Raw genomic sequence first — 20,239 nt, forward strand, 5'->3', positions numbered from 1 at the left:
CGTGGCACGATGAGGCCATGCGATCACCGGCCTCCAGCCCCACGATGATCGGGCGCGAGTCCGATCTCGAGGCGCTGCGCGAGGAGCTCGACGGGGTTCGTCGCGACGGCGGTCTGCGCGCGGTCGTCATCGGCGGAGAGGCGGGCATCGGCAAGACGCGGCTGCTCGCCGAGTTCCTGGCGGAGGCGGAGGGGTCCGCAACGGTGCTGCTCGGCCGGTGCGTCGACCTGGGCAACGACGGGTCTCCCTACGCGCCGTTCGCCGCCATCCTGCGCCGGCTCATCGAGTTGCGGGGGCTCGACGCGGTGCTGGAGGCCGCCGGCCACGGCGCGGGCGTCCTCTCCGTGCTGCTGCCGGAGCTGGCCGACGACTCCGCGGTGCCGGCGCGCACCGGGGCCGAGCGACTCTACGAGCTCGTCACGGTCCTGTTCGAGACGCTGTCCGCCGACCGTCCGCTCGTCCTGGCGGTGGAGGACCTCCACTGGGCCGACACCGCGACGCTCGAACTGCTGCGGTTCATCGTCCGGATGGCCGAGCGCGGGCACCTCCTCGTCCTGCTGAGCTATCGCACCGACGAGATCACGCGCGGCCACCCGCTGCGCGCCTACCTCGCCGAACTGGAGCGCACCCGCCGCGTCACGCGCTGGGAGCTCGCCCGGCTCGGCCGCGCCCAGGTGGAGGCGCTCATCGCCCACCTGCTCGGCTGCGAGCCGGACGCCGCGACGGTCGACCGCGTCTACGAGATGAGCGAGGGCGTCCCGTTCTTCGTGGAGGAGCTGATCGGCATCGACGGGCTCGCGACCGGCGAAGACCTGCCGGAGACGCTGCGCGAGCTGCTGCTCGCCCGGTTCGAGAAGCTCAGCGACCCGGCCCAGCGGCTGCTCCGCCTCGTCTCCGCCGGCGGCGTCTGCGTCGACCACGAGCTGCTCAGCGCGGTCTACGACGGCACGCCGGACCAGCTCGACGCGGCGGCGCGGGAGGCCGTGGTCGCCAACGTCCTGGTGGCCGACTCCACCGAGTACACCTTCAGGCACGCGCTCGTGCGCGAGGCCATCCATGCCGACCTGCTGCCGGGGGAGCGCGGCCGGTTCCACATGCGGTTCGCGGAGGCGCTGGAGGCCAGCCCGCAGCGCTCGGCGACCCAGCTCTCCACGCACTGGCTCGCCGCGCACGACCTGCGACGCGCTTTCATCACGTCGCTGGAGGCCCTGAGCGAGGCGCGGATGTCGTACGCCTACATGACGGCCGCGGCGATGGGCGACCGCGCCCTGGAGCTGTGGGACAGCGTGCCGGACGCCGACGAGCTGAGCGTGCCGTGGATGAAGGGCGGAGGCCGCACGGAGCTGCTGTCCCGCACCGCCTCTGCGCTGCGGAACGCGGGCGACAACGAGCGCGCGCTCGCCCTCGTCAACATGGCGCTCGAGACGGCGGAGGGCCTCCCGCCCGCCCGGCAGGCGCGGCTGCTGCGCGACAAGGCGCAGTACCTCCAGAACCTCAACCGCATGGGCGTCCAGGAGCTGCTGCAGAGCGCGCTCGACGTCGTCCCGCCCGGCGCGCTGCCGGAGGGCGACGGCCTCCGCCTCCAACTGCTCGCCGAACTCGCCGCCCGGTACATGCTCGCGGCCCGGTTCGACGACGCCGTGACCGTCGCGACACAGGCGATCGAGGAGGCCGGGGACGGTTCGCCCGCGCTGCGCTCGGTCGCCCATAACATCCTCGGCAGCTCCCTGGTGTCCCAGGGCGCCGTGGAGCGCGGGCTGGCCGAGCTGGACGAGGCGGGGCGACTCGCCGAGCACGACTCCGCCGCCGAGCTGCGCTACGCGGTCAACGCGTCCGACGCGATGAACAACCTCGGCCACTACGCCGAGGCCGTTCGGCTCGCCGAGGTGGGCGTGCGCGAGGCCCGCGCGCGGGGCATCGAGCGCTCCACCGGCGTCATCCTGTCCTCCAACACCGTGGAGCCGCTGCTGGCGCTCGGCGAGCTCGACCGGGCGGAGTCGCTGCTCGAGCCGGCGCTCGCCCTCGACCCGCCGCCGACCTTCCGCGCGCACCTGCAGCGCATGAAGCTGTGGATCACGCTGTGGCGCGGCGACGTCGAGACGACGGAGACCCTGCTGCGCCGCTGGCACAGCGGCCTGCGCACGCTCGGCGACCTGGAGGTCCAGTCCGAGCTCGGCGTCGCCCGGCTCGCCGCCGAGGTCGCGATCGCGCGCGGCGACGCGTTCGACGCCTGGGAGCACACCGCGCCCGTGCGCGCGTCGACCCACCGGCCGCTCCCCGCCTACGACCTCCCCGTGCTCGCCGCGGCGGCGCGCGCCCTGGCGGATGTCGCCTTCCACTCAGCCCAGGAGCGCGCCGAGCGCGACAACCCGGTCGACGTGACCGAGGAGGCCGCCCGCCTCGACGCCGCGCTCGGCGCCATCGAGGACTGGCCGACCGCGGTCGCGTGGGGTCCGGTGATCCGGGCCGAACTCGCGACCGCGCTGGCCGCGGCAACGGACGAGGTTGGATCGAACCTGTCCGCCGCCGAACGCTTCGACGGCGCACGGGTGGCCTGGGAGGGCGCCATCGAAGCGTCCGCGTCGCCGCTCGCCCCCGCGCACCTCCACCCGTATGCGCTCGTCCGCGCCGCGCGGGTCGCGCGCGCCGCGGGAGACCGCCCCGCCGCGGAACGCCTGGCCGTCGCCGCCCGCGACGAGGCCGTGCGCTTCGGCTTCGGACTCCTGGTCGAGGCGGCGGTGGCCCTGATGTCGTCCCGCGGCGCCCGCGCGGCCGGCGGCCCGGCCGCCCTCGGCCCCGGCGCCCCGCTCACGGAACGCGAGGAGCAGGTCCTGGCCCTCATCGAGCAGGGCCTGAGCAACAAGCAGATCGGCGAGGTCCTCTTCATCTCCGCCAAGACCGCGAGCGTCCACGTCTCGAGCATCCTCCGCAAGGTCGGCGCCGCCAGCCGCACCGAGGCCGTCTACCGCGCGCACGCCGCCCGCTGACCCGCAGCCCGCCTCGCGCAAACCCCATCCGCGAGGGGCACGTAGTTGTCACTTTCGCGCGCAAGAAGTGACAACAACGTGCCCCTCAGCTACCTGCGACGCGCGGGGGAGGGCCCTCATGCGATGCCGTGCGCTCCGGTCAGCGCTCGGCGGCCGTCGCGCACACGATGCACAGCTCGGCCGTCGGCCGGGCCTCCAGCCGCGGCACGCCGATCGCGCGCCCGCACGACGCGCACGTGCCGTAGCGTCCCAGCCGGATGCGCTCGCGTGCCGCGTCCACGTCCGCGATGTCCGCCGCGATCTCCGAGCGGAGGGCGTGCAGCCTGCTCCACTCCGAGCTCAGCGTCGGGCCCTCCGGGTCGTGCTCGTCGTCGGCGGTCGACTCCGACCGCGACGACAGCAGCGAACCCAGCGACTCCGCGACCCGCTGCGACTCCGCGACGCCCCCTCGGCGTCGCTCGTCCAGCATCCTGTCGAAGCCCTCCAGCTCGTCGATGGTCAGTCCGACGTCCTGGACGATGTAGAGCTCTCGTGTGTCCGGTGATCCGGTGTGCATCAGCGCACCCCCTTCCGATTCCCCGCCGGTCAGCGTACGCCGGGGTTTTCGTATCCGACGTAGGCTCGGCGCGTGCCTTCGTTTCGTGTGATCATCCCCGTCGGCCTCCTGCGGCCGGATGTTGCCCCGACCGAGATCGAGCCCGCCGCGGCCGCCGCGGTGGCCGAGCTGACGACCGTCGAGGCGTCGAGCGTCGACGTCGTCAGCCGGGAGGCGCGCATCACCGTGCGTTTCACCGCGGACGGCGCCCACGACGCGCTCCGCGTCGCCCAGCACGCGGTCGCCGTCCTCGGCTCGCTCGCGGACACCGGGGACTGGCGGCTCACCGAGCGCGTCGGTGGCCGCTGGTTCCGCCGGGCGTGACCGCGCGGCTCAGACCGTCGCCGGCAGCGACGCCTCGATGAGGCCGACGATCCGCGGGTCGTCCGGCTCGAGCTGCGGCCGGAAACGGTGCACTTCGCCCTCCGGCGTGATGACGAACTTCTCGAAGTTCCACTTCACCTTGCCGGCCTTGCCGTCGATGTCCGGGTGCGTGGTCAGCTCGGTGTAGAGCGCGTGCGCGTTGCGGCCGTTCAGCCGCACCTTCTCCATCATCGGGAACGTGACGCCCCACGTCGTGGAGCAGTACTCCTTGATCGCCTCGGTCGAGCTGAGCTCCTGGAGGAACTGGTTGCTCGGGAAGCCGATCACCGTGAAGCCGCGGTCGCCGTAGGTCTCCTGCAGCTGCTCCAGCTTCTCGTACTGCGGGCTGAGGCCGCAGCGGGAGGCGACGTTGACGACGAGGATGACCTTGCCTGAGTACGCGGCGAGGCTGGTCGGAACTCCATCGATGGTGTGGAACGGGATGTCCATCAGGGTCATGGTTCGAGCTTACGTCCCGATACGGGAGTGTATGCGCGGTTCCGGCGAAGACCCAGGAAGGCGGTGCGCCGCGACTTAGAGGCTCGCGAGCGGCGCCGCCGGATCGGACGCCCACTCGTTCAGCGACCCGTCGTAGACGGTCACGTCGTCCCGGCCCAGCAGCGCCAGGGCGAGGGCGTCGGCCGCCGCCGCGATCCCGCCGCCGCAGTACGCGACGATCGGGTCGGAGGAGGCGAGCACGTCGGAGAAGAGGTCGTGCAGGCCGGCGGCCGGCAGGAACGCGTTGGTCTCGCGGTCCACCAGTCGCACGGCCGGCGCGCTCACGCTGCCCGGGATGTGCCGGGCGGCGAAGTCCTTCGGCGGGGTGCCGCAGACCAGCGTCCCGGCCCGGTCGCCCGCGAGGAGGGCCTCCACGTCGCCACGGTCGCTCCAGAACCCAGGCAGCTCGGCGGCGATGAAGCGGCCGGCCGGTTCGGGCGCGACGTGCCCCGACTCCAGCGGGCGGCCCTCCTCCCGCCACTTGGTCACGCCGCCGTCGAGCACCGCGACGCGGTCGTGGCCGAACGAGCGGAACAGCCACCACAGCCGCGCGGCCCACTGCCCGACCGCGCCGTCGTAGACGACGACGGTGGTGTCCGCGTCCACGCCCAGTGCCGCCGCGGCCTCGGCGAACGCCTCCGCGCCCGGGCGCGTGAACGGGAAGGGCGCGGCCGGATCGCTGAACCGCTCGAGCAGGTCGGCGAACACCGCACCGGGGACGTGCCCCTCGCCGTGCCGCCCGAGTCCGCTCACGTACTCCGCCCGCCCGTCGGCGCCGCTGACCGCGACGACCGAGGCGTCGACCACGAGGAGCCCGTCCGATCCGAGATGGTCGCAGAGCCACTGCGTCGACACCAGCGGCCCGGCCAGCGCGGCGCCCACCGCGGCGGCCCGGGCCTCGTCCAGGCCGGGGCCTGTCGCGGGATCGGGGACGGTCGGCTCGCCGGAATGCGCGGTCGTGAGAGTCATGCGAACCACGCTAACGGCGGCCTCCGACGTCGCCTACGGGACACGCAACCGTGCGTAATGCGTCGCCTCAGCACTCGATGACGTTGACCGCCAGGCCGCCCTCGCTGGTCTCCTTGTACTTGGTCGACATGTCCAGGCCGGTCTGGCGCATCGTCTCGATCACCGTGTCCAGCGAGACCAGGTGCGAGCCGTCGCCGTGCAGGGCGAGGCGGGCGGCGGAGACGGCGGTGGAGGACGCGATCGCGTTCCGTTCGATGCACGGGATCTGCACGAGGCCGCCGACCGGGTCGCAGGTGAGGCCGAGGTGATGCTCCATCGCGATCTCGGCCGCGTTCTCGACCTGGGTCGGCGTGCCGCCCAGGACCGCGCAGAGCGCACCGGCGGCCATCGCGCACGCCGAGCCGACCTCCGCCTGGCAGCCGCCCTCTGCGCCCGAGATGGAGGCGTTCGCCTTGAACAGCGAGCCGATCGCGGTCGCGGTCAGGAGGTATTTGCGGATGCCGTCGAGCGTCGCGCCAGGCACGAAGCGCAGGTAGTAGTGCGCGACCGCCGGCACGATCCCCGCCGCGCCGTTCGTGGGCGCGGTGACGACGCGGCCTCCTGAGGCGTTCTCCTCGTTCACGGCCAGCGCGAAGGCGTGCAGCCACTCCAGCGACGTCGCGCGGCCCGGGTCGTCCTGGACGCTCTCCAGGTGCTCGCGCATCGCGGCCGCACGGCGCTTGACGCCGAGGCCGCCGGGGAGGGTTCCGTCGCCGGCCAGCCCGCGCGCGACGCACTCGGCCATCGCCTCCCAGATCAGGTCGAGACGCGCGTCGGTGGCGTCCTCGCCGTGCAGGGCGACCTCGTTGCGCCGGGCGACCTCGCAGATCGGGATGTCGAGTCGCGCGCAGATCGCGAGCAGCTCTTCGGCCGAGTCGTAGGGCAGCGGGTGCGACGCGCGCGCGGCGAGGTCGGCCTCCTCGCCGTCGCGGCGGATGAAGCCGCCGCCGATCGAGTAGTAGGTCTCCTCCAGGAGGGGGAGCGGCTGCCGCGTGCCGTCGGCGCTGCTGCCCCAGGCGCGCAGGGTGAGCGCGTTGGGGTGGCCGGGGAGGCGCGTCCGCGGCTCGAAGTCGATGTCGCCCTTGCTGAGCGGGATGTCGCGCACGCCCGCGAGTCGCAGCGTCGTGCCGTCGCCGATCCCGGACCAGGCGCCGCGGACGTCGTCGGGCCGGCAGTTCTCCGGCTCGTTGCCGCGGAGGCCGGCGACGACCGCGTCCGGCGTGCCGTGCCCGATCCCGGTCGAGCCGAGGGAGCCGTAGAGGGTGCAGGTGACCTGGTCGACGTGCTCCACGAGCCCGTCGGCGACGAGGCGGTCAGCGAACGCCTTCGCCGCCCGCAAGGGTCCGACGGTGTGCGAGCTCGAGGGCCCGATGCCGATCGAGAACAGGTCGAAGGCAGAGACGTACGCAGTCACTTCTCCAGTGTACGTCGCCGATTGTGCGGGATTCCCGCGTGAGGCTGCGCATCGGCGCAGAAATCCCGCGCAGAACTCAGGTTTCGCGAACCTTCACCCTGGCGTCACCCGGCGGGCACCAGGTGGTGTCCAGCCCGCCCTCGACGGGCGTGTACTCGATGAGGAACTGACCTCCCTCGTCCGGTCCCTCCACCACGACGCCCGGGCGGTCCCCGAGCCAGACGGTCGTTCCGACGCCGATGTCCATGCCGGTCACCCTACGCCCGCGCGGCAACGGAGGACATGCGCCCACCGTCGATGCTGAATGCCCGTCTCCGGAGGAGTTCCGGCGCGCATCCCCGGCAATCTCCTCCGTTCGCTACGCAACTTAAGTTGACAAATCGGATTAAGCAACTAAGGTTGCTCTCATGAACCCTCCCATCCCGGCTCCGGACCCGCTCGGCGGGGTCGCCGACGGTCTCGCGGCCGTCGTCGCCCTCCGTGAGCTCGCCGACCGTCTCGAAGACGCGGAAGTCGAGCACGCCCTCCGCGACGGCTGGAGCTGGACGCAGATCGCCGACGCGCTCGGCGTCACCCGCCAGGCCGTTCACAAGAAGCACCTGCGTCGCGTCGCCGCCGCAGGCGTAGCCCTCAGGAGACGAAATGTCTGACATCCCTCCCGGAACCGCCAACAACGCTCCCGGCCAGCCGCTCTCCAAAGCCCTGCGCTCCGTGGTGAACGCCTCGGTCACCGAGGCCCAGCGCCGCAACGCCGCTCTCGTGGAGGCCGAGCACCTGCTGCTCGCGCTCTCCCGCGACGGCAGCGGGGCGGTCCGCCACGTGCTCGCGTCCGCCGGACTCGACCCCGCCGGTCTGGAGGCCGCACTGCTCGCCGAACGCGAGACCAGCCTCCGCGTCGCCGGCGTCACGCCGCCTCCGGAGGACCGGCTCGTCGCGTCGCCTCGCGTCGCCCGCCCGCGCTGGGGAGCGTCGGCCAAGGAGGCGCTCACCCGTGCCCACCGCGTCGCATCGGCGCATCGCCGCCAGCGCTCGGGGGAGGCCGACCTCGTCACGGCGATCTTCGGACTCGAGCTCGGCACCGTGCCGCGAGCGCTGACCCTGGCCGGCGTGGACCGGCCCGCGGTCGTGGCGGCGTTGCGGGACGCAGGCTGAGCCCGGATCGTCGCCCTCCTCGACTCGGCCCACGCTTAGGGCCAACGCTTACCGGGCCTCCGCTTACAGCGCCGCCGCGGCGCTGTAAGCGCCCCGTAAGCGCCGTGCAAGCGGCCTCCGCGACGATCGACTCATCCACCTCACCAGGAAGGACCACCATGACTCGCAGCACCGAGTGGGCCGTCGAGGCCCACGGGCTCGTCAAGGTCTTCGGCGACAACCGGGCGGTCGACGGCGTCGACCTGAACGTCCGAGCCGGCACCGTCTACGGCGTCCTCGGCCCGAACGGCGCCGGGAAGACCACCACCATCTCCATGCTCGCCACCCTGCTCCGGCCGGACGGCGGCGACGCCTTCGTCTTCGGCCACGACATCCGCAGGGAGCAGCAGATCGTCCGCCAGCTCCTCGGCGTGACCGCCCAGTTCGCATCAGTGGACGAGACGCTCTCCGCCAACGAGAACCTCATGATCTTCGCCCGCCTGCTCGGACTCAGCGGCCGGGAGGCGAAGGCCAAGACCGCCGAGCTCCTGGAGGAGTTCGGGCTGTCCGACGCAGCCAAGCGCCCGCTGAAGAAGTTCTCCGGAGGCATGCGCCGACGCCTCGACCTCGCCGCCAGCCTGATCGCGCAGCCGCCGCTGATCTTCCTCGACGAGCCGACCACGGGCCTGGACCCGCGGACCCGCTCGCAGATGTGGGACACCATCCGGCGCCTGGTCTCCACCGGCTCCACGGTCCTGCTCACCACGCAGTACCTGGACGAGGCCGACCAGCTCGCCGACCGCATCGCGGTCATCGACCGCGGCCGCGTGGTCGCCGAGGGCACCGCCGACGAGCTGAAGGCGTCGGTGGGGGAGTCCTCCCTCCAGCTCCGCCTCACCGACCCGACCGACATCGAGGACGCCCGCCGCGCCATCGCCACCGTGCTCGGCGTGGAGGCGGTCGTCTCGCCCGAGGGCTCGCGGCTCACCGCGCCCATGCGCGACGCCGACGCGGTCACCGACCTGTTCGTCACGTTCCGCGAGGCCGGCATCCACCTCCAGGAGATGTCGGTGCAGAAGCCGACGCTTGACGAGGTGTTTCTCACGCTGACCGGTCACGGGGTCGAGGACGAGGAGAACGACACCGACGAGGCGTCCGCCGAGACCGAGAACGCCGCCGCATCCGAAGGAGTCCGGGCATGACCGCCATCGCCACCATCACCCCGCCGTCCGAGCGGAACCTGAAGAACCACGTCAGCCTCAGCCAGACCCTGGCCAACACGATCACGATGGCCCACCGCGGCCTCCTGAAGATCAAGCGGACGCCGGAGCAGCTGTTCGACGTGACGCTGCAGCCGATCATCTTCACGATCATGTTCGCCCTGCTGTTCGGCGGCGCGATCACCGGCAGCGTCTCCGGCTACCTGCCCTACCTGATCCCCGGCATCCTCGCCCAGACCGTCATCACGACATCGGTGGTGACCGGCGTGCAGCTTCGCGAGGACATGGACAAGGGCGTCTTCGACCGCTTCAAGTCCATGCCGATCGCGCGGATCGCGCCGTTGTCGGGGGCACTGCTCGCCGACACTCTGCGGTACGCGATCGCGACCACGATCACCTTCGTGACCGGCTTCTTCATGGGCTACCGGCCCGCGGCGGGCCTCGGCTTCGTGATCCTCGCCGGCCTCCTCGTCATCGTCTGCGCCTGGGCGATCAGCTGGATCTTCGCGTTCTTCGGCGTGATCGCGCGCACGGCAGGCTCGGTGCAGGGCATCTCGTTCCTCGTGCTGTTCCCGCTGACGTTCTTCTCGAATGCGTTCGTGCCGGTGAACACGTTGCCGCAGTGGCTGCAGTGGTTCGTCAACATCAACCCGGTCTCGCACCTGGTGACGGCGGTCCGCGACCTCGCCAACCACGGCACCTTCGGCGTCGACGGCTGGTGGGCGCTGCTCGGCGCGGCCGTGATCGTCGCGGTCTTCGCCCCGCTCACCGTGCGGGCCTACATGCGGAAGGCCTAGCCTCCCGCCCACGGACAGCGGCCGTCGCATCCTGCGGAGTGATGCGGCGGCCGCTTTCGTGCACGTGGCGGCCATCGCTACCGGTTAGCCGCCCGGTCAGACCCGAATCTCCGCCAGCAACTCCAGCCCGCGCACCGCCGCCGCATCCCGCCCGACCGAGGCCGCAGCAGCCTGTGCCGCCGCCAACCGCTCCTCGCCCCACGTCCGCCGCACCCGCTCGGCCAGCGCCGGCCGGTGGAGGCTCACGATGTCCTGCCGCGAGTTCGCCCGCGCCGCCAGGGCGAACAGCTCCAGCCCCGCGTCGACCCAGTCGTCTCCGCGGGCCGCGCCGACCTCCGCATCGAGCATCCAGATCGCGACGCCCAGGAGGCCGGTGCCGATCACGGGCTTGTCGAGGTACGGCGGGCTCAGCCGGGCGTTCACCAGGACGCGCACCCGCAGCCGGCGCACGGCCTCCGCGGTCTCCGCGCGGGTGAGCGGGTCGTCGTCCGGGATCCCGGCTTCGTGCGCGCGCAGCCGGGCGGCGATGAGCGCGGCGCCGAGGATGGTCAGCCACGGGTTCGCGACCGCCTCGCGCTCGACGGCGGTGTCGTCCGTGTAGACGCCGATCGCCTCGTCGTACAGCCGCACGCCGCGCGCGTGGTCGCCCTCCGCCAACGCGATCTCCGCCATGCCGGCGAAGCCGATCCCGTAGTAGTCGACGTAATCGAAGCCGGTGCGGTCGACCTCCTCGTGCAGATAATTCTCCAGCAGAGCGCGCCCGCGGTCGACGTCGCCCGCGGAGATGGAGTTGACCGCGATCAGCCAGTCGAGCTGGCGGAGGTCGCCCGCCGCGCGCAGCGTCGCGAGTCCTTCGTGGGCGCTCTCCGCCCAGGCGAGCGCCTCGTGCGGGTGCGCGAGCTGGCTGTGGAGCTGGGCGAGGGTCTGCGCGGCCGACGCCCGGGACCAGGTGTCCTGCGCCTCGATCGCCTTCGCGTGCGCCCGGGTCGCGCTGGCGAGCGCATCGTCCAGCTCGCCCGCGTTCTCCTGGAGCTGCGCGGTCAGGAGGCCGCCCATCGCGGCGAGCTCGGGATCGCCCGAGCGGCTGAACTCGGCGAGCAGGCGCATCCCCGGCTCGACGTGCCCGGCGGCGAGGACCAGGCTCGCGATCGCGCCGAGCCGTGGGTCGGCGAAAGGCGCGCCGCGGCGGAGCCGGCGCAGGCGCGAGATCGCGCGGACGGCGGTGCGCAGGCCCGCGTAGAGGAAGGTGCCGCCGATCAGCGCGTAGCAGGCGGCCGCGCCCTCCCGGTCGTCGCCCTCCGGCTCCCACCCGGCCAGCGCGTCCAGCACGGCGGCGCCGAAACCCAGCACCTCGGTGTGGGTGCTGCGCAGCGACCAGTAGTACGCCAGCACCGCGAACACCGCGGCCGTCGTCGCGGGCCGGTCGCCGTCGATCGCCGAGCGGAGGACGGCGACCAGGTTGTCCTGCTCGGCGGTCACCAGGGCGAAAGTCGGCACCTGGTCCGGGCCGTGCATGTGGGCCATCGCCTCGCGCGCGAACGCGACCGCCCAGGCGTCCACCCCGGCCTGCACGTCGTCGGCCTCCCCGGCCGCGGTCAGCTCCAGGTCACCGAACTCGCGGACCGTCTCCAGCATCCGGTAGCGCAGGATGCCGGTGTCCTGATCCTCCGAGACGGTCACGAGCGACTGGGCGACGAGCGCGTCGAGGTCGTCGAGCACCGATGCCGCGCCGGCTCCCGCGACCGCCTCCGCGGCCTCGGCGCTGAAGCCGTCGGGGAAGGTCGAAAGCCGGCGCATCAGTGCCTGCTCCGACGCCGCCAGCAGGTTCCAGCTCCAGTCGATCACCGCGAACAGTGTGCGATGGCGCTCCGGCGCGGTGCGCTCGCCGCCGGTCAGCAACGCGAACCGGTTGCCGAGCCGCCGCTCGATCTCCTCGACCGACAGCGAGCGTGTGCGCGCGGCGGCGAGCTCGATGGCGAGCGGGAGGCCGTCGAGCCGCGCGCACAGCCGGGCCACCGCCGCCGGCGGCAGCACGACGCCGGGGCGCGCGGCCCTGGCGCGCTCCCGGAAGAGCTCGACCGCCGGGCCGTCGTCGTCGGAGGGCAGCGGGCCGAGCGCGTAGACCCGCTCGGCGCCGATCGAGAGCGGGGCGCGGCTCGTGGCGAGCACCCGCACGGTCGGGGTGGCCGAGAGGATGTCCTCCACGTACGCGGCCGCCGCGTCGATGATGTGCTCGCAGTTGTCGACGATGAGCAGCGTCTCCCGCTCGGAGAGCAGGCCGAGGATGCGCGAGCGCAGGTCGAGCTGGGCTCCCGGCTCGGCCAGGCGGGCGGTCCTGGCCTCCCGGATCCCGAGGGTGGTGGCGAAGGCCAGCTCGACGTCCGCGCCGGTGCGCACGCTGGCGAGCTCGACCAGGACGACGGCGGGCGTGTGGATGGCGCGGTGGCCGACCTCGTGGGCGAGCCGGGTCTTGCCGAGTCCGCCTGCACCGAGGATCGTCGTCAGCCGGGAGGTGGCGACCAGATCCTCCACCGCCTCGAGGTCGTACTCTCGTCCGACCAGCGCGTTCGGGGCGGTGCGCAGTCCGATCCTGACCCGACGCGGCGACGCGGGCTCGCGCTCGTCCTCGGGCTGGTCTTCTTCGGCGAGCAGGCGGGCGTTCAGGGCGACCAGCTCCGCGCCGGGACGCGTGCCGAGGCGTTCGCGCAAGGCCTCCGTGAGGTCGGCGAACGCGAGCAGGGCGTCGCTGCGGCGGCCGGCGTCGGCGAGGGCGCGGATCCGCTCGGCGTGCAGGGACTCGTCCAGCGGGCGCACGCGCAGCAGCTCGTGGAGGTCGGCGAGGGCGGTCGTGGAGTCGCCGCTCTCGCGGGCGGCGCGGGCGCGGGCGGCGAGCAGCTCGGTGCGGAGCTCGGCGGCGGTCCGCGCCAGCTCCTCGCCGAGACGGGAGCCGGCGAGCTCAAGCCCCGGCTCGCCTCGCCAGAGCGCGAGGCCGGAGTCCGCCTCGCGGAGCGCGTCGCCGTGGGCGCCGGCGGCCAGGGCGCCGCGGGCCGACTCGAGGTGGTGCGCGGCGAGGTCCAGGTCGGTGCCGTGCGCGCCGACGGCCAGTGCGTAGCCGCTCGGCGTGGACTCCAGGATGCCGTCGGCGCTGCTCGTGCGCACCCGGGAGACCAGCGTCTGCAGCGCAGCCCGCTCCTGCCGCGGGGGAGCGTCGTCCCAGAGGTCGTCGACGAGCGCCGGGACCGAGCGGCCGCCTGGGGCGAGCGCCAGCGCCACGATGAGGCTCTTGCCGCGCGTGCCGGACGGCTCGGCGAGCGTGCCGGTGCGGTCCTCGACGAGCACCGGGCCGAGCACGGCGACACGGGGACGGGAGGGCGCGGAATCCACTTGCCGATTTTAGCCAGGGCCGGGCGTTCCGTGCCGCGCCGCGCGTAGGCTCTGGGCATGGCGTTCGACTGGTCGCACTTCTACGAGAAGCAGGGCGGACGCGGCGTCCGGCCGACGTTCGAGTCGGCGCTCGCGGCGTGGGACGGACCGGCGGGGACCGCCGTGGACCTCGGCTGCGGCGACGGAGTCGAGACGCGCGACCTCGCCGAGCGCGGCTGGCAGGTGCTCGCGGTGGACTCCGACCCGGCGGTGGACGAGCGGGTGCGCGCCGGGCTCGACCAGGAGGCCTCCGCCCGCGTGTCGACGCGCTGCGCCACCTTCGAGGCGCTCGGCGAGCTGCCGCCCGCCGAGTTCGTCTATGCCGGGTTCGCGCTGCCGTTCTGCGACCCGACGCGGTTCCCCTACCTGTGGGCGGACATCCGGGACGCGATCGAGCCGGGCGGCGTGTTCGCGGGCGAGCTGTTCGGGCCGCACGACGAGTGGTTCGGGCGGCCGGGGATGAACTTCCACGACCGCGCGGGGGTGGAGGCCATGCTCACCGGGCTGGAGGTCCTGCGGCTGGTCGAGGACGACCGGCGCGGGATGTCGTTCGAGGGGCCGAAGCACTGGCACGTGTTCCACATCGTGGCGCGGGCGTGAGCGCGAGGGTGCGGCCGGAACTCCTGCACAGCCGCTGACTCCCGGCGACTTCTCCACTGATTTCGCCGGGGCCGTTTCCGCACGTCTGCGCCCGCCCAGGATGGACACAACACATCCACCTACAGAAAGGCACCTGCACAATGCAACCCATGCTGCTAAACTGCATGCATGCCCATTTCAATCACCATCCGCTCCGTTCCGGACGAGGTCCGCGACGAGCTCGCGGCGCGTGCGGCGCGCTCGGGGCGATCACTTCAGGAGTACCTCGTGCATGAACTCACCCGTCTCGCCGGCAAGCGCACGGTCGACGACGTCCTCGACAGCATCCGGCGCCGCGCTGAGCACTTCCCGCCTCTCGACCGCGAAGCCGTGGCCGACATGATCGCCCGGAGCCGCGAGTGACCGCGGCGGCGGCGGCCGTGCGACGCACGGCGGCCGTCACCGCGCACCCCTCGGCGGCGTCCGCCGATCCGTTCCCGCATGATTTCGGCCTTCCGGAGACGGTCATCGTCGACTCCTGCGCCGTCATCGACCTCCTCGTCGACCCCGGCGAGAACGGCCGGGCCGTGGCCGAGCGCTTGCGCGGCCGCGACCTGGCCGCTCCCGATCTGTTGTTCGCCGAGGCGGCCAACGTCCTGCGCAAGCTGCGGCTGCGGGGTGCCCTGAGCGACGCCGAGGCGTCGATGGCCTACGCCGAGCTCCTGGAGCTCCCGATCGAGCCGTGGCCGTTCGAGACGGTCGAACAGCGGGTGTGGGATCTCCGCGGCAGCCTCAGCGGGTTCGACGCGACGTTCGTCGCACTGTCCGAGTTGCTCACGGCCCCGCTCGTGACGACCGACAAGCGGCTCACGCGGGCGATGGAGTCGCTGCCCGCGGTGAAGGGAGGTGGACTGAGGGCGGTCGACGAATTGATCCGCGAATAGATCCGCGAATAGGTCAGCGCAGCGTCTTGCGGGCGGTGATCTGGCCGGTGTCGAAGCCGAGCAGGTGAAGTCCACCGTGGAAGCGGGCGTGCTCGATCTTGATGCAGCGGTCCATCACGACCGTGAGACCGAGGGACTCGCCGTACTCGGCGGCCTCCTGGTTCCAGATGCCGAGCTGTACCCAGACGGTCGGCGCGCCGACGGCCACGGCCTCGTCGATCACGCCGGGGATGTCGCTCGCGCGGCGGAACACGTCCACGATGTCCGGCACCTCGGGAAGGGAGGCGAGATCCGGGTAGGCCTTCTGCCCCAGGATCGTGTCCGCGTTCGGGTTGACGAAGTACACGCGGAAGTCGCTCGACTGCTGGAGGTACGTCCCGACGAAGTAGCTGGAGCGCGCCGGGTTCGCCGAGGCGCCGACGATCGCGACCGACTTCGCGGCGCGGAGGATGCGGAGACGCTCCTTGGCGTCGGGGCCGGTCCAGGTGCGCTGCGACTTCAGGAGCTTGGCCAGGGGCGAGTCGGACGGGAGGGAGCAGCTCAGGCCGTTGACGAGCTGGACCTGGGTCGTGTAGTCGTCGGTCGTGGTGGAGTCGTCGGTCGTGGTGCCGGTCATGCTGCCGCCTCCTTCGCCGCTGCGCTGAGCGCCTGGTCCAGATCGTAGATGATGTCGTCCACGTCCTCGATGCCGACGCTGATGCGCACGACGCCGGGGAGCACGCCTGCGTCGAGGAGCTGCTGCTCGGTGAGCTGCGCGTGCGTCGTGGAAGCGGGGTGGATGACGAGCGTCTTCGCGTCGCCGATGTTCGCGAGGTGGCTGGCGAGGTTCACGGACTCGATCAGGCGCTGGCCGACCTCGCGTCCGCCCTTCACGACGAACGAGAACACGCTGCCCGGGCCCTTCGGGAGGTACTTCTGCGCGCGCCCGTGATGCGGGTGCTCGGGGAGGCCGGCCCAGAAGACCTTCTCGATCCGGGGGTCCTCGTCGAGCCACTCGGCGACAGCGCGGGCGTTGTCGACGTGCGCCTGGATCCTGTAGGGCAGCGTTTCGACGCCCTGCGCCAGCAGGAACGCGGAGTGCGGTGCGAGCGAGGGCCCGATGTCGCGGAGCTGCTCGGCGCGGAGCCGGGTGAGGAAGGCGTACTCGCCGAAGTTGCCCGACCACTGCAGTCCGCCGTACGACGGCACCGGCTGGCCGAACAGCGGGAACTTCTCCGTGTGCCAGTCGAAGCGGCCGCTCTCCACGACGACACCGCCGAGGGTCGTGCCGTGGCCGCCGAGGAACTTGGTCGCCGAGTGGATGACGACGTCCGCGCCCCACTCGATCGGGCGGTTCAGGTAGGGCGTGGCGATGGTCGAGTCGATGATCAGCGGGACGCCGGCGGCGTGGGCGACCTCGGCCAGCCCCTCGATGTCGGCGATCTCACCGGACGGGTTGGCGATCGTCTCCGCGAACACGAGCTTGGTGCGGTCGGTGATCGCCGCCGCGTAGTCGGCGGGGTCGGAGCTCTGCACGAAGGTCGTGTCAACGCCGAAGCGGCGCAGGGTCACATCGAGCTGCGTGATCGAGCCGCCGTAGAGGTTCGCGGACGCCACGATGTGGTCGCCCGCGCCGGCCAGCGACGCGAAGGTGATGTACTGCGCGCTCAGCCCGCTCGCGGTCGCGACGGCGCCGATGCCGCCCTCCAGGCTTGCGACGCGCTCCTCGAACGCGGCGACCGTGGGGTTCTCCAGCCGGGAGTAGATGTTGCCGTACTTCTGTAGGGCGAAGCGCGCGGCGGCGTCCGCGGTGTCGTCGAACACGAACGCGCTGGTCTGGTAGATCGGCAGTGCGCGCGCCCCGGTGACAGGGTCGGGGATGTTGCCCGCGTGGATCGCACGGGTCCGGAAGCCATATTCGCGATCAGCCATGCGGCCACGCTACCCGAGCCTGCTTGAGCCCGTCCGGCGGGTGCCGTAACACGCGGTCATCCGCACCGGACCCTGCGCCGCGGCCGTGCACCGGGTGTGCTCAGGCTGCGTCGCTACCCTGGAGGAGATCGCTGCACCGCGATCCCGGACGACGGTTCAGTACCCGGCACGCGACAAGACTGGCCAAGGAGTCGTCATCGTGTCGTGGATCGTCCTCATCCTCTCCGGCGTGCTCGAAGCCGTCTGGGCGACGGCCCTGGGAAAGTCGGCCGGGTTCACCCGCCTCTGGCCGACCGTCGTGTTCGTCGCCGGCCTCATCGCCTCGATGGGCGGCCTCGCGTACGCGATGCGCGAGATCTCCACCGGCACGGCCTACGCGGTCTGGGTCGGCATCGGCGCAGCACTCACCGTGCTCTACGCGATGGTCTTCGGCGGCGACGGCTTCTCGATCGTGAAGCTCCTGCTCATCCTCGGTCTGGTCGGCTGCGTGGTCGGGCTGAAGCTCGCGCACTAGCAGCGCGACCGGGGCGATCAGGCGGCCGACACCCACACCGCGCCGAGCGCCAGCGCGGCGATCAGCGCCCACGAGAGCAGCCCGGTCGCGAGCGCTCGCCAGCCCGTTCCGAGGAGGGTGCGCAGCCGGACGGCGGTTCCAAGGCCGAAGAGGGCCATCGCCAGCAGGATCGTCTGCAGCGCGTCGGCGCTGTCCGTCACCGCGGCGGGAAGCGGCACGAACGAGCGGATCAGCACCGCGGCGATGAAGCCCGCGACGAACAGCGGGACGATCGCCGGGCGCTTGACGCTCGGGTCGCCCTCCACCCGGCGGCGGCGCTCGACGATCGCCGCGATCGCGACGGTCGGGGCGAGCATGAGGACGCGGGTGAGCTTGACGACGATCGCCACGGACAGCGCGGCCGGGCCCGCGATCTGCGCGGTCGCGACCACCTGGCCGACGTCGTGGACGCCGCCGCCGACCCAGTGGCCGAACTGCACGCTGGAGAGGCCCAGTGGATGCCACAGCAGCGGCAGCACGAAGATCGCGAGCGTCCCGCAGAGGGTGACGAGCGCGACCGGGGTGGCGGCCTCCTCGTCCTTCGGCTTCACGACGCCGCTCATCGCGCCGATCGCGGACGCGCCGCAGATCGAGAAGCCGGTCGCGATCAGCAGCGGCTGGTGGCCCGGGAGGCGGAAGAGCCGGCCGATCAGGAAGGTCCCGGCGAAGCTGAACACCACGATCCCGACGGTGGTCAGGATGGCGACCCAGCCGAGCCCGGCAATGTCGCCGAGGCTGAGCTTGAGGCCGAGCAGCACGACGCCGATCCGCATCAGCCGCTTCGCGCTCACCGCGAGACCGGGGGCCAGCACTCCGGCGAGCGCGCCGCGCGCGGCCGGGATCTGCCCGACCACGATCCCCAGCACGACCGCCGCCGTGAGCAACGGCACCGCCGGCGCCAGCCAGTGGATGCCCCACGCCGTCGCCGCCGCGAGCGCAGCAACGGCGACCCCCGGCAGCCACGCGAGGGCCGAGCGGGCGGGGGAGGGTGCAGGCGGAGTAACGGGTGAGGTCACCCCTCCATTCTTGCGTCACCGCACACCCGGCCCCGACCATCCCGGGCATCTACCTGACAGGACACGCCGTCTCGCGCCCGGGCGAGACGGCGTGTCCTGCCAGTTGCTTTGCGTGCGGCCGCGTCAGAGGACGGACTGGAGGTGGGCGCCGTCGGGGACGCCGAGGCCGGTGCAGGCGTCCCAGCCCGCGCCGGCAGCATAGACGCCGTTGTTCCCCGACGTGATGTCCCGGAACCCCGCGGCGACCTGTCCGGCGCGGATGGAGTCGTACAGTTTCGGCTGCACCAGCCCGAAGCGGGTCCCGGAGGACTGCGCCAGCCGGGCGATCAACGCCGCCCACAGCGGCGCGACAGCGCTGGTGCCGCCGATGACCATGTCCTTGCCGTCGACGCGGACCTGGTAGCCGGTCTGCGGGTCGGCGACGGCCGAGACGTCGGGCACCCCGCGGCCGCCGGAGCCCTTTTTCGCGGTCCCTCCCGCGTGGGTCCCGCCGGGGGGCTTCGCGGCGCCTCCCGCGTGCGTCGCGGCGGGGGCGGAGGGCACCCCGACGTTCTTCTGCCAGGTGGGCAGCGCGAAGACGTCGCTCACGCCGCCGCCGGTCGCGCCGTTGCCTGCGCCGTTGTTCCAGACGGTCTCGGACGTGACCGCCCCGGTCGACGGGTTCGCCTCCAGCCGGGTGCCGCCGCAGGCGAGGGCGTGCGGGGAGGAGGCCGGGAAGTCGACGTGCGCCTTGCCGTCGCTGACGCGGTCGGTGCTGCCATCGTCGCCGGCCGCCACGGTCGTGGTCACGCCGAGGGCGGCGGCGTCCTGGAGGGCCTGGTCGAAGGCGTTGCGCGCCTGGGCGGTCCACTGGTCCTCCGACTGGCCCCAGCTGATGCTGATGACGGCGGGGGTGGGGGTCGCGTGCGCGGCGGTGCTGACGGCGTCCAGGAACCCCGCGTCGGTGTTGGGTGCGAAGTACACGAGCAGCGCGGCGCCGGGGGCGAGGGCGCCGGCCACCTCGATGTCGAGCATGACCTCCCCGTCGGCCCCGTTGGGGTCCTGGCCGGGGACGTTCGCGGCGCCGTCCACGCCGACGGCGGTCACCGACGGCGACGGGATGCCGAGGCCGGCGAAGTACGTGTCCAGGTCGGCCTGCACGTACCCGCCACCCAGCTCGATGATGGCGATGGTCTGGCCGCTGCCGTCCGTGCCCGCGGGGAAGTCGTAGACCTTCCCGAGCTGCGGCGGGGTGTAGCTGGTGGCCACTGCGGCGGCCGTCGTCAGCCGGAACTGGGCGCGCGCCTGCGGGCGGTCGTCGAGCCCGAGCACCGCGGTCACGACGCCGTCGAGCTGGGCCGGGATGCTGAGGCCGCCGGAGCGCTGGCGGTAGCTCGGGGCGTCCTCCCCGGCGTCGGCCGGCCGGGCCTGGGCGAGGTCGGTGCCGAACACCCGGGCGAGGACGGAGACCGGACCGGACACACGAACGCGCCGTTCGGCGGCGTTCTCCTCGTCGATGGTCACGCCGAGGCGTTTGAGGGTGGAGGTCACGAGCTGGACGTCCTCCGGCGAGGCGCCGTAGCGGTCGGCAAGCTCCTGCGTGGTCAGGTGCGACGTGAAGGCGTCGTCGGGGAGCGGGGCCCGGCGGCGCAGGATCAGCGTCGCCTGGACGGGCGTGTCGGGAGGCAGGGCTCCGTGCGTCTGGAAGCCGGCGCGTTCCGGCCGTTCGCTTCCGGGAAGGGGGACGAGGTTCAGCGGCTCTTCGGCATCCATACTGAACGGTCTACCACCGGGAGCCGACAGTGGCAGCCCCCCCCAGCC

General features: G+C 72.7%; 20 protein-coding genes and 1 riboswitch. Of the genes, 10 read left to right on the plus strand and 10 right to left on the minus strand.

The genetic code is table 11. From position 1 onward, the window contains the following. Nucleotides 1–17: 17 nt before the first annotated feature. On the plus strand, nt 18–2,987 hold the full coding sequence (locus ACFQ9V_RS07250; protein ID WP_382458495.1) for an AAA family ATPase: 2,970 nt from the start codon (nt 18–20) through the stop codon (nt 2,985–2,987). A 139-nt stretch (nt 2,988–3,126) separates the two neighbouring features. Here ACFQ9V_RS07250 and ACFQ9V_RS07255 read toward each other — a convergent pair whose 3' ends face one another. Next, nucleotides 3,127–3,543, minus strand: coding sequence for a TraR/DksA family transcriptional regulator (locus ACFQ9V_RS07255; protein ID WP_382458496.1), 417 nt, complete (start codon nt 3,541–3,543; stop codon nt 3,127–3,129). A gap of 72 nt (nt 3,544–3,615) precedes the next feature. On the opposite strand from ACFQ9V_RS07255, the gene ACFQ9V_RS07260 reads away from it, so the two are divergent. Next, on the plus strand, nt 3,616–3,906 hold the full coding sequence (locus tag ACFQ9V_RS07260) for a hypothetical protein (protein ID WP_370054280.1): 291 nt from the start codon (nt 3,616–3,618) through the stop codon (nt 3,904–3,906). A 9-nt stretch (nt 3,907–3,915) separates the two neighbouring features. On the opposite strand, the gene ACFQ9V_RS07265 is transcribed toward ACFQ9V_RS07260, so the two are convergent. The 4 genes from ACFQ9V_RS07265 to ACFQ9V_RS07280 form a co-directional block, all read right to left on the minus strand. Further along, complete coding sequence (locus ACFQ9V_RS07265) at nt 3,916–4,404, minus strand: glutathione peroxidase (RefSeq protein WP_382458497.1); 489 nt, start codon at nt 4,402–4,404, stop codon at nt 3,916–3,918. 75 nt (nt 4,405–4,479) lie between these two features. Next, on the minus strand, nt 4,480–5,412 hold the full coding sequence (locus tag ACFQ9V_RS07270) for a sulfurtransferase (protein WP_382458498.1): 933 nt from the start codon (nt 5,410–5,412) through the stop codon (nt 4,480–4,482). 67 nt (nt 5,413–5,479) lie between these two features. Beyond that, complete coding sequence (locus ACFQ9V_RS07275) at nt 5,480–6,865, minus strand: L-serine ammonia-lyase (protein ID WP_382458499.1); 1,386 nt, start codon at nt 6,863–6,865, stop codon at nt 5,480–5,482. Nucleotides 6,866–6,941: 76 nt separating this feature from the next. Continuing rightward, nucleotides 6,942–7,112: a hypothetical protein gene (locus ACFQ9V_RS07280; RefSeq protein ID WP_382458500.1), complete on the minus strand. Its 171-nt coding sequence runs from the start codon at nt 7,110–7,112 to the stop codon at nt 6,942–6,944. A 160-nt stretch (nt 7,113–7,272) separates the two neighbouring features. Here ACFQ9V_RS07280 and ACFQ9V_RS07285 point away from each other — a divergent pair, with 160 nt between their 5' ends. From ACFQ9V_RS07285 to ACFQ9V_RS07300, 4 genes are all read left to right on the plus strand, one after another. Then, nucleotides 7,273–7,515 (plus strand): helix-turn-helix domain-containing protein, encoded by a 243-nt coding sequence (locus ACFQ9V_RS07285; RefSeq protein WP_370054275.1) that lies wholly within the window; start codon nt 7,273–7,275, stop codon nt 7,513–7,515. Next, nucleotides 7,508–8,017, plus strand: coding sequence for a Clp protease N-terminal domain-containing protein (locus tag ACFQ9V_RS07290; RefSeq protein WP_382458501.1), 510 nt, complete (start codon nt 7,508–7,510; stop codon nt 8,015–8,017). The genes ACFQ9V_RS07285 and ACFQ9V_RS07290 overlap by 8 nt, the downstream gene beginning before the upstream one ends. A 158-nt stretch (nt 8,018–8,175) precedes the next feature. After that, nucleotides 8,176–9,198 (plus strand): ATP-binding cassette domain-containing protein, encoded by a 1,023-nt coding sequence (locus tag ACFQ9V_RS07295; RefSeq protein ID WP_382458502.1) that lies wholly within the window; start codon nt 8,176–8,178, stop codon nt 9,196–9,198. After that, nucleotides 9,195–10,013, plus strand: a complete 819-nt coding sequence (locus ACFQ9V_RS07300) for an ABC transporter permease (RefSeq protein ID WP_382458503.1) — start codon at nt 9,195–9,197, stop codon at nt 10,011–10,013. Before ACFQ9V_RS07295 ends, ACFQ9V_RS07300 begins: the two co-directional genes overlap by 4 nt. Nucleotides 10,014–10,109: 96 nt before the next feature. Here ACFQ9V_RS07300 and ACFQ9V_RS07305 read toward each other — a convergent pair whose 3' ends face one another. Continuing rightward, nucleotides 10,110–13,397: an ATP-binding protein gene (locus ACFQ9V_RS07305; RefSeq protein ID WP_382458504.1), complete on the minus strand. Its 3,288-nt coding sequence runs from the start codon at nt 13,395–13,397 to the stop codon at nt 10,110–10,112. 57 nt (nt 13,398–13,454) lie between these two features. Between ACFQ9V_RS07305 and ACFQ9V_RS07310 the strand changes: the two genes are divergently transcribed. The 3 genes from ACFQ9V_RS07310 to ACFQ9V_RS07320 all read left to right on the plus strand — a co-directional run bounded on the left by ACFQ9V_RS07310 (nt 13,455) and on the right by ACFQ9V_RS07320 (nt 14,959). After that, complete coding sequence (locus ACFQ9V_RS07310) at nt 13,455–14,036, plus strand: class I SAM-dependent methyltransferase (protein ID WP_382458505.1); 582 nt, start codon at nt 13,455–13,457, stop codon at nt 14,034–14,036. 168 nt (nt 14,037–14,204) lie between these two features. Continuing rightward, nucleotides 14,205–14,438, plus strand: coding sequence for a hypothetical protein (locus tag ACFQ9V_RS07315; protein ID WP_345834400.1), 234 nt, complete (start codon nt 14,205–14,207; stop codon nt 14,436–14,438). Next, nucleotides 14,435–14,959, plus strand: a complete 525-nt coding sequence (locus tag ACFQ9V_RS07320) for a type II toxin-antitoxin system VapC family toxin (RefSeq protein ID WP_382458506.1) — start codon at nt 14,435–14,437, stop codon at nt 14,957–14,959. The genes ACFQ9V_RS07315 and ACFQ9V_RS07320 overlap by 4 nt, the downstream gene beginning before the upstream one ends. A gap of 13 nt (nt 14,960–14,972) precedes the next feature. Here ACFQ9V_RS07320 and ACFQ9V_RS07325 read toward each other — a convergent pair whose 3' ends face one another. Both ACFQ9V_RS07325 and ACFQ9V_RS07330 read right to left on the minus strand, forming a co-directional pair. Beyond that, nucleotides 14,973–15,575: a CoA-binding protein gene (locus ACFQ9V_RS07325; protein ID WP_382458507.1), complete on the minus strand. Its 603-nt coding sequence runs from the start codon at nt 15,573–15,575 to the stop codon at nt 14,973–14,975. After that, the gene (locus ACFQ9V_RS07330) at nt 15,572–16,870 is read right to left on the minus strand and encodes an O-acetylhomoserine aminocarboxypropyltransferase/cysteine synthase family protein (RefSeq protein ID WP_382458508.1); all 1,299 of its coding nucleotides are present in this window, start codon (nt 16,868–16,870) and stop codon (nt 15,572–15,574) included. The genes ACFQ9V_RS07325 and ACFQ9V_RS07330 overlap by 4 nt, the downstream gene beginning before the upstream one ends. Nucleotides 16,871–16,993: 123 nt before the next feature. Beyond that, a riboswitch (guanidine-III (ykkC-III) riboswitch) is annotated at nt 16,994–17,058 on the plus strand. Between the two features lie 11 nt (nt 17,059–17,069). Here ACFQ9V_RS07330 and ACFQ9V_RS07335 point away from each other — a divergent pair. Then, nucleotides 17,070–17,384, plus strand: coding sequence for a DMT family transporter (locus ACFQ9V_RS07335; RefSeq protein WP_382458509.1), 315 nt, complete (start codon nt 17,070–17,072; stop codon nt 17,382–17,384). Nucleotides 17,385–17,401: 17 nt separating this feature from the next. Here the strand turns inward: ACFQ9V_RS07335 and ACFQ9V_RS07340 are convergent, their stop codons facing one another. Both ACFQ9V_RS07340 and ACFQ9V_RS07345 read right to left on the minus strand, forming a co-directional pair. Further along, nucleotides 17,402–18,439, minus strand: a complete 1,038-nt coding sequence (locus ACFQ9V_RS07340) for a YeiH family protein (protein ID WP_382458510.1) — start codon at nt 18,437–18,439, stop codon at nt 17,402–17,404. Between the two features lie 123 nt (nt 18,440–18,562). Next, entirely contained in the window at nt 18,563–20,191 is a 1,629-nt protein-coding gene (locus ACFQ9V_RS07345; RefSeq protein ID WP_382458511.1) for a protease pro-enzyme activation domain-containing protein, read from the minus strand. Nucleotides 20,192–20,239 lie beyond the last annotated feature (48 nt).

It is taken from the genome of Leifsonia sp. NPDC056665 (assembly GCF_042791795.1).
GTDB lineage: Bacteria > Actinomycetota > Actinomycetes > Actinomycetales > Microbacteriaceae > Leifsonia.

Excerpts from the sequence above, each read along its gene's own strand:
- ACFQ9V_RS07250 (WP_382458495.1), top strand. The coding sequence starts at position 18 with ATGCGATCACCGGCCTCCAGCCCCACGATGATCGGGCGCGAGTCCGAT.
- ACFQ9V_RS07285 (WP_370054275.1), top strand. The coding sequence starts at position 7,273 with ATGAACCCTCCCATCCCGGCTCCGGACCCGCTCGGCGGGGTCGCCGAC.
- ACFQ9V_RS07315 (WP_345834400.1), top strand. The coding sequence starts at position 14,205 with ATGCCCATTTCAATCACCATCCGCTCCGTTCCGGACGAGGTCCGCGAC.
- ACFQ9V_RS07325 (WP_382458507.1), bottom strand. The coding sequence starts at position 15,575 with ATGACCGGCACCACGACCGACGACTCCACCACGACCGACGACTACACG.
- ACFQ9V_RS07295 (WP_382458502.1), top strand. The coding sequence starts at position 8,176 with ATGACTCGCAGCACCGAGTGGGCCGTCGAGGCCCACGGGCTCGTCAAG.
- ACFQ9V_RS07270 (WP_382458498.1), bottom strand. The coding sequence starts at position 5,412 with ATGACTCTCACGACCGCGCATTCCGGCGAGCCGACCGTCCCCGATCCC.
- ACFQ9V_RS07310 (WP_382458505.1), top strand. The coding sequence starts at position 13,455 with ATGGCGTTCGACTGGTCGCACTTCTACGAGAAGCAGGGCGGACGCGGC.
- ACFQ9V_RS07330 (WP_382458508.1), bottom strand. The coding sequence starts at position 16,870 with ATGGCTGATCGCGAATATGGCTTCCGGACCCGTGCGATCCACGCGGGC.
- ACFQ9V_RS07290 (WP_382458501.1), top strand. The coding sequence starts at position 7,508 with ATGTCTGACATCCCTCCCGGAACCGCCAACAACGCTCCCGGCCAGCCG.
- ACFQ9V_RS07300 (WP_382458503.1), top strand. The coding sequence starts at position 9,195 with ATGACCGCCATCGCCACCATCACCCCGCCGTCCGAGCGGAACCTGAAG.
- ACFQ9V_RS07255 (WP_382458496.1), bottom strand. The coding sequence starts at position 3,543 with ATGCACACCGGATCACCGGACACACGAGAGCTCTACATCGTCCAGGAC.
- ACFQ9V_RS07265 (WP_382458497.1), bottom strand. The coding sequence starts at position 4,404 with ATGACCCTGATGGACATCCCGTTCCACACCATCGATGGAGTTCCGACC.
- ACFQ9V_RS07345 (WP_382458511.1), bottom strand. The coding sequence starts at position 20,191 with ATGGATGCCGAAGAGCCGCTGAACCTCGTCCCCCTTCCCGGAAGCGAA.
- ACFQ9V_RS07280 (WP_382458500.1), bottom strand. The coding sequence starts at position 7,112 with ATGGACATCGGCGTCGGAACGACCGTCTGGCTCGGGGACCGCCCGGGC.